The following is a 17,425-nucleotide window of genomic DNA, read 5'->3' on the forward strand; positions in this document are numbered from 1 at the left end:
AATATTGTCAACTTGATAATAAAAAGCAGTTAACAAATATCCTTGATATCAGATTCATATATCTGACTTCATAATGAAATATTTGCGACTATAAGTATACTTTGAAATCATAAGTTTATATTTTAAGTTGAATATCTGTAAATTCTAAGGGGGAAATATTTTGAAAACACATGATCTTGTAATGGTATCAGTATTTTCTGCTTTAACAGCCTTGGGAGCATTTATAAAAATACCAATACCTTACGTACCTTTTACACTTCAATTTCTATTTTGTGCTATGGCAGGTATAGTACTTGGACCTAAACTTGGAGCACTATCTCAAGCTCTATATGTACTTATTGGACTTATAGGAATTCCCGTTTTTACTGAAGGGGGAGGATTATACTACATATTTAAGCCAACTTTTGGATATTTAATAGGATTTATAATTGCTGCCTATATAATTGGAATGTTATCAAGAAAAGTTGAAAATTTAACTTTTGTAAAGACATTATTGTGTATTTTAAGTGGATTATTTTTTGTATATTTATTTGGAGTCGTGCATTTATACATAATTTATAATCTATATATTGGTGAAGCAAAAACTCTTAAGTGGGCTATATTTTATGGCTTTATTATCTGTGTAGGAGGCGATATTTTAGTAAGTATGGCAGCGTCCGCATTGTCACTAAAATTAAAGCCCATAGCAAAATTTGGACAAGAATAATATATTGATGGAGGGCTCTCAAATGACTAAAAGTATATACATAGTTGGAACAGATACAGATATAGGTAAGACATTAATTACGGCTTCAATAATATATCTCTTACGGAAAAAAGGATATAATACCTGTTATTATAAAGCAGCACTAAGCGGTGCTGAAGTTCAGGGAGAAAATTTAATTCCAGGAGATACAAGGTTTGTCTGTGAACTCAGTGGAATCAAGGGAAAGTATGAGGATTTAACAGGTTATATTTATAAAACTGCTGTATCACCTCTTTTAGCTTCAAAGATTGAAAACAATCCTATTGATATTGAGGTAATAAAAGAAAAATATGAGAAATTAAAAGAAAGATATGATTATATAATCTGTGAGGGAAGTGGTGGTATAATTTGTCCAATTACTACTTTAAAAGACAGGATTTATAATTTAGATGATTTGATAAAAGATATGAATATGGATGTAATTTTAGTTGCCAGTGCTGAATTGGGTACTATAAATCATACTGTTCTAACTGTTGAATATTTGAAAAATGCGGGTATAGATATAAAAGGCATAATAATTAATAAATATGAAAATACCCAGTTATGTAATGACAATATTAATATGATAAAAGCTATGACTGGTATTGATATCTTAGGAGTTATGCCCGTTATTCAGGAAAAAGAAGATGGATTTCATGAAAAATTAAAGCAGTTATCTGAAGAAGTATTTGATGAGAGAAAAATAATCAGCTGCATGAAGTAATATTATATTGAAGTATTGATAGTAAAAATTAAGCAAATTTCACCTGACTAACTTGGCGTAAGTCTCCCACGCACTCTGTGAAAGTTGGAGTTCGACGCCAAGTAAGCCATGCATTTGCAGTTGTAAAATTCAGATGGGGTAAAAGAATCCCCACTTGAATTAAGAACTTGCTTCAATGACTTCAATGGATAACAGGTTGTAAGCAAAAGGTTTTGTTTGAAATAAAAAAATTGCTTATAGAAGGAGATAGACTAATGAATGAATTTCAGATTAAAGATTTAAAATACATATGGCATCCCTGTTCTCAAATGAAAGATTATGAGGAGCTTCCTCCCATAGTAATAGATAGAGGGAAAGGATGCTATTTATATGATGTAGAAGGGAATTCCTATCTAGATTGCATAAGTTCCTGGTGGACAAACATTTTTGGACATAGCAATGACAGGATAAATAGGGCAGTAAAGAAACAGCTGGAGGAAATTGAACATGTTATTTTTGCTCACTTTTCCAATAAACCTGCTGTTGAGCTGGCTGAAAGGTTAACAAGTATTGTACCAGAGGGATTAAAAAAGGTGTTTTTCTCAGATAATGGTTCTTCAGCAGTAGAAATAGCTTTAAAGATGAGTTTCCAATACCATCAGCAGACGGGTAAAACTAAGAAAGTAAGATTTGCAGCTTTAGAAGATGCTTATCACGGAGAAACTTTGGGGGCTCTGTCTGTAGGAGATTTGGATCTTTACAGTAATATATATAAGCCGCTGCTACTTAATACTTTAAGAGTTGAATCACCGGATTGCTATAGATGTAAATATGGTAGAAAAAGATCAAACTGCAATGCGGAATGTTTTGAAGCTATGGAAGAGGCTTTGGAAAAGCATCATGAAGAACTTAGTGCCATAATTGTTGAGCCTATGGTTCAAGGAGCAGCAGGTATGAAAATATATTCTCCTGTGTATTTAAAAAAGCTTAGAAAGGCCTGTGATTTTTATGATGTTCATCTTATTGCGGATGAAATAGCAGTGGGCTTTGGCAGAACAGGAGAAATGTTTGCCTGTAATCATGCAGATATAACTCCAGATATAATGTGTTTATCTAAAGGTATCAGTGCAGGATATATGCCAATGTCTGTAGTTATGACCAAAGAGAATATATATAATGCCTTCTATGATGAATTCTCAACTTTAAAGGCTTTTGTACATAGTCATACCTATGCTGGCAATGCCATGGCCTGTGCTATAGCCTGTGAGAGCCTTAATATATTTAAAGAAGAAAATATTATTGAAAATAATAAAATAAAGAGCAAGTTTATTGGAGAATTGACAGAAGAGAGGGCACGGAGTAATTCTTTTGTAGGAGATGTACGTCAGCTGGGAATGATTACTGCACTGGAACTTGTCAAAGATAAAAATACAAAGGAGAAATTTAACTGGAAACAGCGCATAGGCTATGAGATATATAAGATAGCCCTGAGAAAAGGACTCCTTTTAAGACCTATTGGAGATGTACTGTATTTTATGCCTCCCTATGTAATTGAGAAAAAAGATATGCAGTATATGGTAGATAAATGTTTTGAAAGTATTGATGAATACTTGGGGAAAAGGATGAAACACTTTTTTTAGTTGAAAGTTGAATACATGATGCTTGTTTCGTCTTTTCCCACAAGTTTGAATCAATAATCATATATATCTGAAAACTCTATTTTAATTCTCTGTATATTATAATCCTTATCCAATTCATTATGTTTTTTTACATTTTCCTTCTCTGGTAGAACTCCTACAGGAAGAGTTATTTTGAATTCACTGCCTTTATTTGGAGCACTTTCAACTTCAATGGTTCCTCTATGTAAAAGTACTAATTCACTTACCAGAGAAAGACCTATACCACTGCCTTCTCTATTTCTTGATAGGGATTTATCTACCTGAATAAATTTCTTAAATATGGAACATTGTTTATCTTTAGGAATACCTATACCGGTGTCCTTTATGGAAATAACAATACTTTCTCCTCTATCATGTAAATTGACTTCTATGTTGCCACCGCTGGGTGTAAATTTTATTGCATTGGATAATAGATTAAGAATAATTCTCTCCATTGCATCCAGATCAAAGGCCATGATCTTTTCTTCTACATCTGTATCAAAGACTATATCAATACCTTTAGATTCTACATAATCTACCACGGACATTACTATACTTTCTACTATGTATACTATATCTTTATTTTCAAAATGTGTAAAAAAATTACCTGAATCAATTTTACTTATATCTATAAGGTTGTCTATAATCCTAAGCAGTCTATAGCAATTCTGTTTCATTATTCCAGTGTATTTTTCTAATGCCGTATTTTTATCTTTGTTATTCTTTAATTCTATAAATTGAAGAGCACTGAAGATTAAATTAAGAGGAGTTTTAAGTTCATGAGAAATATTTGAGAAAAAGTTACTTCTCAGCTCGTCATAATATTTCAATTCCTTAATGAGTTTTTCATTTTTTTCATTTTGCTTGTGCTCAGTTATATCACGACCTATCAGCATCATGAATTTAGGATTTCCATCTTCATCAAATAAAGGTACTCTCAAAGTATCATAGATTTTATTTGCTCTATTCACAGTATCAGGAATGATCTCTTCATATCTATAGATATTTTCTGTATCCCAAGCCCTTTTATCATTTATATTAAATTTTGTAAGTAGATTTCTAGTATAGTCTGATAAATTATTTGATTTATGTGAATTAATATTCTTACAATTCTTTCTGTTTATACTTAATATTTTTAAAGCAGCATCATTTATTTCCAAAAAGTTGTTTCTAAAATCTTTTAGGTAAATTATATCTGGAGTAGAATTTATAAAAGTCCTTAAAAGATTTTCATTATCAGATAGTGATTTTTCTGCCAGTTTACGTCTATATATGCTAATAATTATTACAAAGGTTTCCATAATTATTATAAATATAATAATCATTATAGAAATTTTAATAATAATATTCTTATATAAGTAGTTATTTTTTATGGGTGCATTTAATATTACTGAATTCTTAGGTAAGGAATTTGTATCAATATTAAACTTTTTTAACTGTGGATAGTTAAATTCATATTTATGCGCATTATCTCGTGTAATATCTATATCAGAGGGCTTTTTACCATTTAATACTTTCAAAGTTAAATTTCCCACTTCAGTACCGTAGGTATCGGCGTAGGTTACCATACCACCTACGATATACTTGTTACTTTTTAGGCCTTCTCTGGAATATATGGGGACTTTGGCATCTTTAAAAAGTATATCTGAAGCTCCCTTATAAGAAATTGAATTATCATTATTATTGTCTTTAATACCAGGAGAAAAATAGATTATTGTATCCTTGGGAAGGTTATCAATTTGTGTTTTCAATTTGTATATATTATTTTCTTCAGAAAACAAAAATTTAACCTTATTTTTATAATGGGGTATTAAATCTTCTATAATTTTTCTATTGGCAATGCCATAGGTATCCTTATCTGTAATTACAAATATTTGCTTAGTTTGAGGATGAAGTTTTAAAGCCGCATCAAGAGTGCTTTTTATATCAGTATTTTTTGCTATTCCAGTAAATTGAGGATGCTGCTTTTGCAGGGAACTATCAAATTTAGATATTCCTGAAAATACAACTGGTGTATTTGGAAATAGATTTTCTCCGTAATCCATCATAAAATTGAAGGCAACATTATTTAAATCATCTATAGTAATTATGGCGTCGTATTTGATATTGGCATATTTTATTTTAAATAAATTATAAACTTCATCTAAAAATTCTTTTGAATTATGTTTACAGTCTAAATATTGAAAATCTATATGTATATTTTCTTTATTTTTTATAAAAACATCACTTATGGAAGATAACATAGAGTTTTGCCAAGATATAAGTTTATTTCCATCTGTTAACTGTATGTAGTTTTCACTAGATACTATAACTAGTATTTTTTTTTCATTCAGATCTTTTGAGTAAACAGGAATTTGTAACAGGTTAATAAACAGGATAAAGGTTACTAACAATATATAGATTTTCATATATTTAAAAATTTTCAATATTATATACCTCCGCTATAAATATAGAAGTTAAAATCTGTTTGTTTTTCTTAAAATTACACATAAATAATCAGATTTCTATAGTCAACTCACATATATTCTACATAAAATTTAAAAGTCCTCCTTTTTATGTTAGAAAGTGTAAGAAAATTTAATTATTTTAAAATAAATGCTTATTGAAGTAGAAGGATGGAGAAATCTAAAATGCCGAAGCGGCCATATGCCAAAGCGTTACTGGAAGTATATGACGGAGTTTAAGGATATATAGTTTTATGTTCAGCTAAAATTTTAGGATGAACTTTATGGTAAAATTAGATATAATATATATTGTTATACTGCATTTTTATAAACAGAGTTCTTAGTATCTGTATTTTTAGATACTTAGAAATCGTTATGCAGGGACGTAGCAGACATTATCTGCCACTTTGTAGTAGAGGGCTAGAATTTTAATTTTGTGCCAGTACTGTACAGAGAGCAATGACGTATTAGGTCTGGTAGTTATCGGATAAATTTTTGGGGGTGAAAAATAATGACCGATGCAGAACTAAAGGAATTAAATAGATCCATAATAAAATTATTATTTAAAATACATCGACCAGTTAAAGATTTGGAATTAGCAGATATAGAGTTAAAAAAGGAAAAGAATTTTACATCCTACATTGGTTATAGATTTTACTGTTATCATTTACAATCCTTTTATATAAGAAAGTTTAAAGAGACTGAATTCAGATATGCCATACCAGACAGCGTGAGCAAGTGTGGTAAGAGTTTTATTGGAAAAAATGGGAAATTTATGATCTATGCAGATGAATCACAATTATTGGAAATAAGTAAAATGTTTGAAGATTAACTACTTATCAATATCCCTGCTCCGGAGATTTAAATTTTTATTCAGCATTGTGGGAAAAGACGAAACAAGCATTAAAGTGTAAAGTTCAAAGAACAAATATCAAATAAGGATATTTTTCTTCCGCTACACTACAGAAAAGTTTTCAAGTTTTAGTTCGTCCTTTTCTCCTAACTTTCCACACTAAATAATAGAAGCTAACAGCAGCAATTCCTCATTATCATTATATATTTCATCAAACTGACTTATGGGAAGGGGATTTGTTCCTCTGCCTACTTCTATGGTAAAGCCCGGTCTTCCAAAATCCTGAATAAACCAATCCTTATAGCCTGAATAGGAAGTTATTCCAGTAGTTTCAGCAAGGTCATAGCCACTTACGTTTGAAAATTGATTACCTATGGCTAAAGATTCTGGTGGAGTAAGATTGGAAAATTGCCAGAATATAACTTCACCTTGACTGTGGTAAGCAAGAACAAGTCTAAAGTTGTGAGATCTTGTAAAGTTTACTACTGCCTTTGTTTCAGGTTCTGATTCTGGGGATGGGCCCGAGTATCTGGTAGGTCCCGGACCAAATACGCCATATTGTGCTTCGGCTTCCTTTGATAAATTCCACAGTGCATTGTAATTATGGTTTAGATCAACTCCGTGGTTGTTAGCCTGCCAGTTTGTTGAGAAATTTGTGCTGCCATTGTTCCATCTTATCAAGTCATTGTAATAGGGGTTAGTTCTCGATAAACCATTAAGGACTAAATCTATTCCGTCAGGATTTACCATGGGCATTATATATATGCTGCTTCTATTCCATATATCTCTTACGTCATATCCTCTTATATTTGTTCCATCCACATAGGCTTTGGAAAAGTTTTCTATAAATTTTGTGAGTACAGGAGTAGTAATCCATTCTAAGGAGTGATGAGATCCATTATAGAAAACCTGGTTTGGTCCTGTACCAAGTCTTACATAGTATAGCTGACCACCAAGAACACTTGTACCTGCACTTCCTATGGTTATAAAGGGATATCTGGCTTTTAGACCTCTAAGATCTTTTTCTAAAATGTCATAAGTGTAATCTATGTTTGTGTCAACTACATTAATTCCATAGGGTACTGTTATAGTAGTTCCAGGAGTTAAATTATTTGGATTTATACCTGGATTGGCAGCTATAATTTTATTTACCTGAGTATAATGATTCCTTGCTATATTATAGAGCGTATCTCCTGGTCTTATGGTATAAGTATCATATCCCAGTATAAATTTTTCAAGGACTCCATAAGTAACAGCACCTATAATACCATCTGGAGTGAGTCCATTATTTCTTTGAAAGGTACTTACAGCTGACTTTGTTTGGCTTCCAAATATTCCGTCAATGGGGCCTGGGTCATATCCTATCTTTTTTAGTACCGCCTGTAGTTTCATTACTTCAGTTCCACGGGAACCTAATCTATATATAGGCATATTTTACCACCTTAACATTAATTATCACTATTATTTTATACTTTAGATATGAAATTGTTACAGAATATTTCAGATGAATTTAACCTGACTAACTTGGCGTAAGTCTCCCCCGCACGCTGTACAGCCCTCACACAAAATCGAAAAGAAGATTTTGGTTCTCTACTTGCACTCTGTGAAAGTGATTCGCACCAAATTAAAATTTGGGCTCTCTACTTTTCTTCAAGTGGGAGTTCAACGCCAAGTAAGCCATGCATTTGCAGTTCTAAAATTCAGATGAGGTAAAAGAATCCCCACCTGAATTAAGAACTTGCTTCAAATAAGAAAATTAATATAATATGCTGATAGCTGTAGAGTGTAATAGAAAATGGTATATAGATTATATAAAGAATATGGGTTAAAATATAGGTAATTAAGTTTATTTTGAACAAATATAAAAAACAGGAAATGCAAGAAGAGCTAAAAAATGTGATTAAAAATCCATTAAGAAATAAAAGGAGGGTTTAATTATGGGTAAAAGAGTGATAAACAAAATTGTAGATGGTAATGTAGGATATGATGGTGCAGGAGTGAAGCTTGTACGTGTTATAGCTAATAGAACTGTTAAGGAATTTGATCCATTTTTAATGTTGGATGTATTTGATTCTAAGGATCCTGAGGATTATGTTAAGGGCTTTCCATGGCACCCACATAGGGGAATTGAAACTGTAACTTATCTTATACAGGGAGAAATAGAACATGGTGACAATATAGGGAACAAGGGAACTATTGACAATGGCTGCTGTCAATGGATGACTGCAGGCAGCGGAATAATCCATCAGGAAATGCCAAAGCCTTCAGAGAGAATGTATGGTTTTCAGCTTTGGATCAATTTACCAAGGGAAAATAAGATGTGTACTCCAAAGTATAACGATATAAGAGCGAATATGATACCAACAATAAAGGAAGAAGGCTCTGTAACTGGAATAATATCAGGACATTATAAAGGCACTGCAGGAGCAATTCAGGGAGAATATGTAAAGGCTCAGATTTTCGATGTAAGTATGGAGAAAAATGCAAAGTGGTCTGTTGAAACTGAGGAGGATCTTACTGTATTTATATACATCTTTGAAGGTGAGGGGAGTTTTGATGATAAACAGCAGAATTATGTAAAGGAAAAGAATGCTGTCTTATTCAGCAGTGGTGAAAAATTGGAGGTTTATTCTGGAAACAGCAGTATGAGATTTGCTGTATTCATGGGAAAAGCTCTTAAGGAACCTGTGGCTTGGGGTGGTCCAATTGTTATGAATACACAAGAAGAACTTGACACTGCTTTTGAGGAGATTAAAAAGGGAACTTTTATAAAAAATATAGGTGAGAGTAGGTATAATCTGAATTTGTAGGATATTTTTTTCCCGTTGCACTACAGAAAAATTTAGAACTAATAGAAATAAACTTTATTAATTTATGAGTTTTTAAGCTTTTTTCGCAGCACAGCGGAGAAAAAGCAACAATAACTATTAATTCTTAATTTTTAACTCTTAACTGGTTTTTAACTTTCCACTATCAACTATCAACTATCAACTGAGAAAAGGATTGTTTCGTCCTTTTCTCCTGTTTACACTAAAAATGCATAATAATTTAATCCTAATTCTCAAAAATACCGCTAAGTTCAATATTTTGAATCGCATTAAGTATCTTTTCTTGATTTTGTACAAGGGCAAAACGTACAAAGCCTTCTCCGTACGCTCCAAAGCTGCTGCCAGGAACTACTATAACTCCTGTTTTATCCATAAGATCAAAGGTGAATTTCAAAGAAGATTTATATTTTGGAGGAATAGCTGCCCATAGGAACATACTGCCTCCAGTGTTGTCAATATGCCATCCAATTTTGTTAAGACCTTTTATGAGAATATCTCTTCTTTTTTTGTAGGTATTTTTTACTGATTGTACACAATCCCTTGGACCCTCTAAAGCTGCAATGGCGGCCTTTTGAAAGGGAAGGAACATTCCGTAGTCTACATGGGATTTTAACATTTTTAGCTGCTTTATAATATCCCTATTTCCTACAGCAAATGCAATTCTGCAGCCAGGTATGCTGTAAGTCTTTGATAGAGAATTGAATTCAATTCCAATATCCTTAGCACCGGGGATAGATAAGAAACTTCCACCTTCTGTATGGTCAAATACCAGTTCGCTATAGGCATTGTCGTGGAGTACAGCTATATTATATTTCTTTGCAAATTCCACAAGTTTTATATAAAAAGCTCTGGGAGCAGTAGAAGCAGTTGGATTGTTAGGATAGGATACTATCATTAATTTTGCTTTTTTAGCTACCTCTTTATCTATGGAATTAAAGTCAATGAGATAATTATTTTCTTTTAGCAGAGGCATTTTAACTATTTCTGCACCAGCAAGATAAGGACCAACACTAAAAATAGGATAACCAGGATCCGGGGTCAGTACTATGTCACCTTTGTCCACAAGGCACAGAGACAATTCAGCAAAACCACTTTGAGAACCTATAAGGGATATTATTTCATCTTGCTTTAGCTTTACTCCATAGCGTTTATTGTACCATTTCTTAACTGAAGTTTTTAATTCTTCCGTATCATTTATGGAATATATGTAGTTTTCAGGTTTACTGGATTCTTCTACTATTGTATTTATTATATGATGAGCTGGCGGGATATCCGGAGTACCAACGCTAAAATCAATTACTTCTCGTCCTTCAGCTATAAGTTTATTTTTTCTTTCTAGAAGCTGAGAAAATATAGCTGAGGTAAGTTGTTCCATTTTTTTAGAAAAAATCATTATATACCTCCACAAGTTTATTTTTTATATATTCATTACTACAAATTCATTTGTGCATAATAAATCCACAACAAAGAAGGTTAATTGATATTACTATGAATTATAAATAAATTACATAGGATATTACTATCATAAATTACAATATATGTAATTACATGCTGGATTTTATTGATAAGTTTATTATATAATCTTTATCAATAAATGTTAAGCTGAGAATTAATGAATATCTTCAGTTAGAACTTATCTTCTCAATAATCCTCGATTTTCCTTTTAAAATAGGGATATGTCTCAAAGGAAATAAATTATTCATTGGACTTGTAAATGACTTCATTTAGTTATGAAAAATTAGATTTTAACGTCTGGTCTTATATAGTAGAATCTATAATAACTAAAAAGACGTTTCACAATGCATGCATATGTATACATTGTGAAACAGCACTTTTATTCTTATTATCAATTTGAAAATAGCCTGTTCCAGGTATTTATGCCTACAATTCCATCTGCAAGCAATTCATTATTTCTTTGAAAAGCTATAACCGCCTCAAAGGTGTATTTCCCAAAGTATCCATCAGCTCCCCATTTACCTAAATTGTAGTTCTTATATATGAGCTTTTTCTGAAAAAGTCTTACATTTTCATCAATAAGTTTTGGATTCATCTTCATAAGGTATCCAGGATAGGGAATAGGTTGAATTTGGCTGTTAGCTGCATTTTGTGAAGATTTTTTGACAGCCAAATCAGTTTTCATATTTTTTAGAGGAAAGTTTCTACCGGGACAATCGGTTAGATTTAATTCACTATGGCCGTATATTTTATCTATATTATATTTTTTTATTAAAAAAGCTGTAAGTTCTAAAAGTGCACTGTACTGCTTGTTTTCCATGGATTCATTGTTGAAATTTCCTTCACTGCATATACTGATAGATGTGCTGTTATAATTTATACAATGGGCACCCATGCTAGTTTCTGGTCTTCCTGAATATATGCTGCCATCTTTTCTTACTAAGTAGTGATATCCACAACCTGCCCAGCCCTTTTCAAGATGCCAATGGTGGATGTCCTGTATACTGCAATGTTTTGCAGCAGCATGATGAATCAATATGGATTTAGGATTATTAGCGTAGAGAGAGAGATTTTTAAATTTTAAATTCCCATTTAATATATTCAAATTGAGGGCCTCCTTATAGAAAATTATTTTCACTAGACTGTTTACTGAATTAAAGCTAAGGGTTAAATACAACAGCCCTGCATTGCAGCAGGGCTATAAGTTAGAACAATTATTAACTTATGTCAAAATCTGTAGAAGATGTGGTTATTATCTTGGCATCCTTTTTACCTGTTAATTCTCCAGTTTTTGTGGAAAAGACTTTTTTCTGAATTATAAGATCCATAAGATTATTCACTTCTGCTTCTGTCACAGTAGCTTGTCCATTCTCATCTTGTTTTACATTGTCAATGGATAGTGAGAAGTATTTGCCATCTTCTTCAGTAGTAAATCTCAAAGTAAGTCTGTGAGCCATTGTAATTCCTCCTTTTTAATAACATTTTTTATATTACTCATTAGTAAGTAAACTGTTGTCCACTTTTTGTACTGTTGATACTGGGTAGTTAAGGATATTGCCTATAGCTGAAGCTACATCGTATATATCCTGATCTAAAGCGATAGTTGTTATAGCCCCAAGATTTAATTTTTTACTGGTGTCTTTTCCATTTTCGTCTTTACCAGTATTCAATACTATAACTAGCGAAGAAGAAATTTTAGTTAATGCTGCTGCCATATTATCACCTCCTTTCTGTGCTTCTGACTATATATATGACATAGAAAAATTTATTACAGGATAATTTGAAAAATTTTTTAGAAAAGCAAAAGAATCTTCTCTAATTTTTTCATTAGAAAAGATTCTTTTTAATAAATTATTTTAAAAAATTACATCGCTCTGCCAGGAACTATAGCATCTATTACTCCAATAACTAAAGCTGCCAATATAGCACCTATTATTGATGCACGCATATTTGGAACTAAAAACTGTGTCAAATATATTATTACAGCAGATATAATAAAACCCTTTAGACCTTTACCAAAAGGTGATGCATCTACACCCATAAAGGATTCTACTAAATAATCAACCACAACTATTATAACGGCAGCTAGTAAGAATGACCATAATCCTCTAATGGAAAAACCAGGTGTTAAGAAAGATGTTACAGCCAACACAATTGCAACAAATACTAATCTCCATAACCAATGAATTATACCACTACCATTTGAATGTCTTTCATTTCCATTTCCATTTCTATGTTCTTCATTATGTGCCATGAATAATACCTCCTTCTAAAGTTATTACAAAATTTTATTTGATTTCATAAGCACTTAAGTAAAAGTTTTTATGAACATGTATCTAGTATGCTCAGTTTAATAAAAAATATTAATTTTATATTTTTATCTGCAAATAAGGTATGAAGATTAAATAAATTTATTAGAGAAATAAATATAGGTTTATATCGTTGATATTACTAATAAAAAAATGTTAAATAAATATTAATTTTATATATAATTAATATATTGTTAATACTATTTAAAATTTATAATTGTATAATAGAAAATACATATATTACATAAAAATTCCATTGATAAATAAAAATTTTGATTTTTTAGTATTTTATAGTACATATTTACGAGGAGAGGAATATAAAGATGAAAAAAATATCATTTATTAAACAGTATTTAAGACATCCTAAAAGTGTAGGAGCAATATTACCCAGCTCTAAATATCTAGCAAATAAGATGGTAGAGGGAATAGATTTCAAAAATGCCAGCTGTATTATTGAATATGGTCCCGGAACTGGAGTGTTTACTGAAAAATTACTTTCGAGAAGAAGAGCCAATACTATTATTTTATTAATGGAATTAAACGATAAATTTTATAATATGCTTAAAGCTAAATTTAAAAATGAAAAAAATTTATTTGTTATAAATGATTCTTCTGAGAACATTGATATTTATCTTAATAAATATAATATTAAATCTGTAGATTACATAGTATCAGGATTACCTTTTGCCAGTTTACCAGAAAAAATATCCAGAAATATACTTAATAAGACTAGGGAAGTATTAAAAGAAGATGGAAATTTTATTACTTTTCAATATACTTTATTTAAAAAGGAGTTCATAAAACAATATTTCAAAAAAATTAATATAAAGAGAGAATTTAGAAATATACCACCAGCCTATGTATTTAATTGTATTAATTGTAAATAATTTGGCAAAATAGATGAAACAAAATTTTGAAATATCCTTGACTTTTATAAACGTTTACATTATAATGAAATCAATGAGAAGTTAAAACTTCTTAGGGCAATACTGGTTCATGAATTAAAAGTCTTATAATAATTAATAATGTGTTAATGAGAATTGTGTGATAGTGTTTTGTGAAGTTGTAAATTTTTTAGCGGTTTGTCAAATTAAAAGTCTGCCTGTAAATTAAATTTTAAATTGCTATGTTTATTTAAAAAAGTACATTAGACAAAAGAATTAAATTTTATAATGGATAAACATTATAAAATAATCTAAAAGGGTGATAAGTATTCAAAGAAAAATAATAGATTTTCATGAAGTAGTAGTTGCTTAACTGCCAATTAGTTTATTGAAGATAACTAATTGGCGGTTTTAATTTTTTGAAAATATTAAAATTTTTATTTCAAATTGGATATATATTAAATTTAATAAATGATAAAAAAGGTATAACAATATCGTTTTGTATGATGAAACCTAATTGCTTATTATGGTAAAAATATGTTGACTGGAAATAAATGAGACGTTATAATTGTAAATAAGGTTATATTTAGTACTGTAGAAAACGATTTCTAACATAAGCTATTACAAATACTCCTATTTAAGTTGAATATATTTGTAATACAACTAATGAAAGGTTGAGGTGATAGAAGATTTAAAATTAGATATGAAAAATTTAAATTTATAAATACTTAATAAGGGAGGTATAAAGTTTATTGTATTATTAAAATTTTATATCATAGAGAATTTAAGGAGAGATGAATAGTGCTGAAAAATATAGGAAGTAACAATAAAAGATTTACACGAATTTTGCCATTTATACTTGTTATGTATACGATTGCGTATATAGATAGAAATAATGTTGGTTTTAGTGGAATGCAGAAATCATTAAATATTTCTCCTACTATAATAGGAATGGCTGGAGGTATATTTTTTCTTGGATATCTCATATTACAGGTTCCTGCCGGATATATAGCAAAAAAATATGGTACTAGAAAACTTCTATTTATTACGCAGTTAATATGGGGTATATTAGCAGTTAGTACAGGATTTGTTCAAGATGCAAAACACTTATTAATTATAAGATTTTGTCTAGGGTTAGCAGAAAGTGCATTATTCCCAGCGGTTCTTATTTTAGTAACTGAATGGTTTCCATCTAGTGAAAGGGCTAGGGCTAATGGATTTTGGCAAATGGGAGCTAATTTTGCAGGTCTTATTGTGGGACCGGTATCAGGATTGATTATGACTTATGCTTCATGGCGTGGATTATTTATTATAGAAGGATTTCCAGCAATAATTTGGGCTGTTGTTTGTCTGATATTTTTGGTAGATAATCCTAAAAAAGCTAAATTTCTTTCCAATGAAGAGAGAGAGTATCTCAAAAAAGAGTTTGAAGAAGATGCTAGAAATATTAAACCTGCATCAAAAAATTGGAAGGAAGTGCTTTTGAATGGAAAAACATGGGCACTGATAGTATCCTATTTTGCATTAAATGTAGGGGGCTATGGTGTGACTATGTGGATGCCTACTATTTTAAAGAATGCTACACAAGGTGGTTTTGGATTTGTTGGATTATTGACTTCCTTTCAGACTATTGTTGGTATTATAGTAATGTATTTAGTTAGTCGTCATTCTGATAAAACAGGAGAAAAGAAATGGCATGCAGCCTTATCAATAATAGGAGGAGCGGTAATGCTCTTACTATCAGTAGCTACTCAAAACTATATTGCTGTATCCATAGGGTTTGTACTATTCTACAATTTTGTAGCAGGATTCACTCCTATATTTTGGACATTTCCTCAACTACTGATAAGTGAGAAGGCCCTTGGACCATCAATAGGTTTTATAAATGGTATAGGAAATTTAGGAGGTTTTTTTGGAGCTACTATAATAGGAGTTATAGTTTCAATTACCGGCAATACAATGTCCGGACTTATATTTGCAGCAAGTATGTGGATACTTTCTGGCATTATAATTCTTGGATTAAAAATATCTGTTTCTGAAAACGTTAAGAATATACACAATTCTGAAAATACAAAAACTTTTAATCAGACGACATAACAATTTTTAAAGATATATAAAATAAAAAGTTTATAGCAATAGAATTCCAGAATTAGATAAAGTTAATTCTGGAATTTTAAGTTTTCAATATTAAAATTTATATTCCATAAAGTGATTATTTATATAATTTTTAATAATTTATGGATTAACCTCTTAGTTTATTATATTTATATGTTGAAAAATAACATATATTGTAATAACATAAGTATATAACTATTTTAGAGGGGGAGAAATGACCATGAATAAAATAAGAAAGGCAGTAATACCGGCAGCAGGCCTTGGAACAAGATTTCTACCAGCTACAAAGGCACAGCCAAAGGAGATGCTTCCAATAGTAGATAAGCCTACTATACAGTACATAATAGAAGAGGCTGTAGCTTCAGGTATAGAAGAAATACTTGTAATTACAGGAAGAAATAAAAGATCTATAGAAGATCATTTTGATAAATCTGTAGAGCTTGAATTAGAGCTGGAAACTCATAATAAGCTGGAGCTATTAGCACAGGTAAAAGAAATAACTAATTTAGCAAATATTCATTTCATAAGACAAAAAGAGCCTAGAGGACTTGGTCATGCTATCCATTGTGCAAAGAGTTTTGTAGGGGATGAACCCTTTGCAGTAATGCTTGGAGATGATGTGGTAGATGCAAAGGTACCATGTTTAAAACAACTTATAAATTGCTTTAATGAATATAAAACATCAATCCTTGGAGTACAGCAGGTAGAAAAGGATCAGGTGTCAAAGTACGGAATAGTAAAAAATTTAAATATAGAAAAAGGTGTTTACAAAGTAAAGGATTTAGTGGAAAAACCAACAATAGAAGAAGCACCATCAAATATAGCTATCCTTGGAAGATATATATTAATGCCTGATATATTTGAAGTTTTAGAAAGAACTAAACCGGGAAAAGGCGATGAGATACAGCTTACAGATGCGCTTAAGAATCTTTTGGGAAACCAGGCTATATATGCTTATGAATTCCAGGGAAGAAGATATGATGTAGGAGATAAATTCGGATATTTACAGGCCACTGTAGAAATGGCATTAAAGAGAGAGGACTTAAGAGAACCTTTTATGAGATATCTAATTGATCTATCAGATAAAGAAGGCTGGAGAAAAGATAAGAAGAGTAAAGAATATGCCGAAATTGCAGCTGGTAAGGTAGAAGTAAAAAAATAATGTAGTTCACCTTCAGAGTAAAAGGCCTTTATTTCATTATATAATTTTTCCTTTAAATGTGCTATGGTATATGATTGGAATAAAAAACAATGAAGATCTTTTGGAAAGTGAAGGTATACTTTCTGGATTTAGGCTTGCTCATTTATTGAGGAAGCCTATTATTGATGGGAATTTTGATTTAAAGCACCCGCAGAAAATACATAAATTTATTTTTCAAGATGAATTTTATCTCATAAGCATAGAAATATTTATAAGGAAAAGCTATAATTGTTTATAAATATATAAATTTC

17 protein-coding genes are annotated in these 17,425 nt (G+C 30.8%); 10 read left to right on the plus strand and 7 right to left on the minus strand.

All coding sequences use genetic code 11. From position 1 onward, the window contains the following. The first annotated feature begins 160 nt into the window (after positions 1-160). From CLPA_RS03780 to bioA, 3 genes are all read left to right on the plus strand, one after another. Entirely contained in the window at positions 161-706 is a 546-nt protein-coding gene (locus CLPA_RS03780) for a biotin transporter BioY (protein WP_003446899.1), read from the plus strand. Between the two features lie 22 nt (positions 707-728). After that, complete coding sequence (gene bioD / locus CLPA_RS03785) at positions 729-1,448, plus strand: dethiobiotin synthase (protein ID WP_003446902.1); 720 nt, start codon at positions 729-731, stop codon at positions 1,446-1,448. Between the two features lie 254 nt (positions 1,449-1,702). After that, positions 1,703-3,067 (plus strand): adenosylmethionine--8-amino-7-oxononanoate transaminase, encoded by a 1,365-nt coding sequence (gene bioA / locus CLPA_RS03790; protein WP_003446903.1) that lies wholly within the window; start codon positions 1,703-1,705, stop codon positions 3,065-3,067. A gap of 50 nt (positions 3,068-3,117) precedes the next feature. Here bioA and CLPA_RS03795 read toward each other — a convergent pair whose 3' ends face one another. Continuing rightward, positions 3,118-5,511 (minus strand): PAS domain-containing sensor histidine kinase, encoded by a 2,394-nt coding sequence (locus tag CLPA_RS03795; RefSeq protein WP_003446905.1) that lies wholly within the window; start codon positions 5,509-5,511, stop codon positions 3,118-3,120. Between the two features lie 169 nt (positions 5,512-5,680). Between CLPA_RS03795 and CLPA_RS22000 the strand changes: the two genes are divergently transcribed. Both CLPA_RS22000 and CLPA_RS03800 read left to right on the plus strand, forming a co-directional pair. Then, a complete protein-coding gene (locus tag CLPA_RS22000) occupies positions 5,681-5,779 on the plus strand; it encodes a DUF4130 domain-containing protein (RefSeq protein WP_335617768.1) in 99 nt (32 codons plus the stop codon). A 261-nt stretch (positions 5,780-6,040) separates the two neighbouring features. After that, positions 6,041-6,361 carry a hypothetical protein gene (locus CLPA_RS03800; protein WP_003446907.1) on the plus strand — a complete coding sequence of 107 codons (321 nt, stop codon included), beginning with the start codon at positions 6,041-6,043 and terminating at the stop codon, positions 6,359-6,361. Between the two features lie 180 nt (positions 6,362-6,541). On the opposite strand, the gene CLPA_RS03805 is transcribed toward CLPA_RS03800, so the two are convergent. Beyond that, entirely contained in the window at positions 6,542-7,813 is a 1,272-nt protein-coding gene (locus CLPA_RS03805; protein WP_003446908.1) for a M14 family metallopeptidase, read from the minus strand. A gap of 506 nt (positions 7,814-8,319) precedes the next feature. On the opposite strand from CLPA_RS03805, the gene CLPA_RS03810 reads away from it, so the two are divergent. Next, the gene (locus CLPA_RS03810; RefSeq protein WP_003446910.1) at positions 8,320-9,192 is read left to right on the plus strand and encodes a pirin family protein; all 873 of its coding nucleotides are present in this window, start codon (positions 8,320-8,322) and stop codon (positions 9,190-9,192) included. 244 nt (positions 9,193-9,436) lie between these two features. Here the strand turns inward: CLPA_RS03810 and CLPA_RS03815 are convergent, their stop codons facing one another. The 5 genes from CLPA_RS03815 to CLPA_RS03835 form a co-directional block, all read right to left on the minus strand. Beyond that, the gene (locus CLPA_RS03815) at positions 9,437-10,603 is read right to left on the minus strand and encodes an aminotransferase class I/II-fold pyridoxal phosphate-dependent enzyme (RefSeq protein ID WP_003446912.1); all 1,167 of its coding nucleotides are present in this window, start codon (positions 10,601-10,603) and stop codon (positions 9,437-9,439) included. Positions 10,604-11,056: 453 nt separating this feature from the next. Beyond that, positions 11,057-11,770 (minus strand): peptidoglycan recognition protein family protein, encoded by a 714-nt coding sequence (locus CLPA_RS03820; protein WP_003446914.1) that lies wholly within the window; start codon positions 11,768-11,770, stop codon positions 11,057-11,059. Positions 11,771-11,882: 112 nt separating this feature from the next. Further along, positions 11,883-12,122, minus strand: coding sequence for a DUF2922 domain-containing protein (locus CLPA_RS03825; RefSeq protein ID WP_003446916.1), 240 nt, complete (start codon positions 12,120-12,122; stop codon positions 11,883-11,885). Between the two features lie 33 nt (positions 12,123-12,155). After that, a complete protein-coding gene (locus tag CLPA_RS03830; RefSeq protein WP_003446918.1) occupies positions 12,156-12,380 on the minus strand; it encodes a DUF1659 domain-containing protein in 225 nt (74 codons plus the stop codon). Between the two features lie 149 nt (positions 12,381-12,529). Continuing rightward, the gene (locus tag CLPA_RS03835) at positions 12,530-12,919 is read right to left on the minus strand and encodes a phage holin family protein (RefSeq protein ID WP_003446920.1); all 390 of its coding nucleotides are present in this window, start codon (positions 12,917-12,919) and stop codon (positions 12,530-12,532) included. Between the two features lie 378 nt (positions 12,920-13,297). Here CLPA_RS03835 and CLPA_RS03840 point away from each other — a divergent pair, with 378 nt between their 5' ends. From CLPA_RS03840 to CLPA_RS03855, 4 genes are all read left to right on the plus strand, one after another. Beyond that, on the plus strand, positions 13,298-13,861 hold the full coding sequence (locus tag CLPA_RS03840) for a class I SAM-dependent methyltransferase (protein ID WP_003446922.1): 564 nt from the start codon (positions 13,298-13,300) through the stop codon (positions 13,859-13,861). Positions 13,862-14,659: 798 nt separating this feature from the next. Further along, positions 14,660-15,955 carry an MFS transporter gene (locus CLPA_RS03845; protein ID WP_003446923.1) on the plus strand — a complete coding sequence of 432 codons (1,296 nt, stop codon included), beginning with the start codon at positions 14,660-14,662 and terminating at the stop codon, positions 15,953-15,955. 238 nt (positions 15,956-16,193) lie between these two features. Further along, positions 16,194-17,135 carry a UTP--glucose-1-phosphate uridylyltransferase GalU gene (gene galU, locus CLPA_RS03850; protein WP_003446925.1) on the plus strand — a complete coding sequence of 314 codons (942 nt, stop codon included), beginning with the start codon at positions 16,194-16,196 and terminating at the stop codon, positions 17,133-17,135. A 70-nt stretch (positions 17,136-17,205) separates the two neighbouring features. Beyond that, on the plus strand, positions 17,206-17,412 hold the full coding sequence (locus tag CLPA_RS03855) for a hypothetical protein (protein ID WP_003446927.1): 207 nt from the start codon (positions 17,206-17,208) through the stop codon (positions 17,410-17,412). The last annotated feature ends 13 nt before the right edge of the window (positions 17,413-17,425 follow it).

Source organism: Clostridium pasteurianum DSM 525 = ATCC 6013 (assembly GCF_000807255.1).
In the GTDB taxonomy this organism is placed as follows: Bacteria; Bacillota; Clostridia; order Clostridiales; family Clostridiaceae; genus Clostridium_I; species Clostridium_I pasteurianum.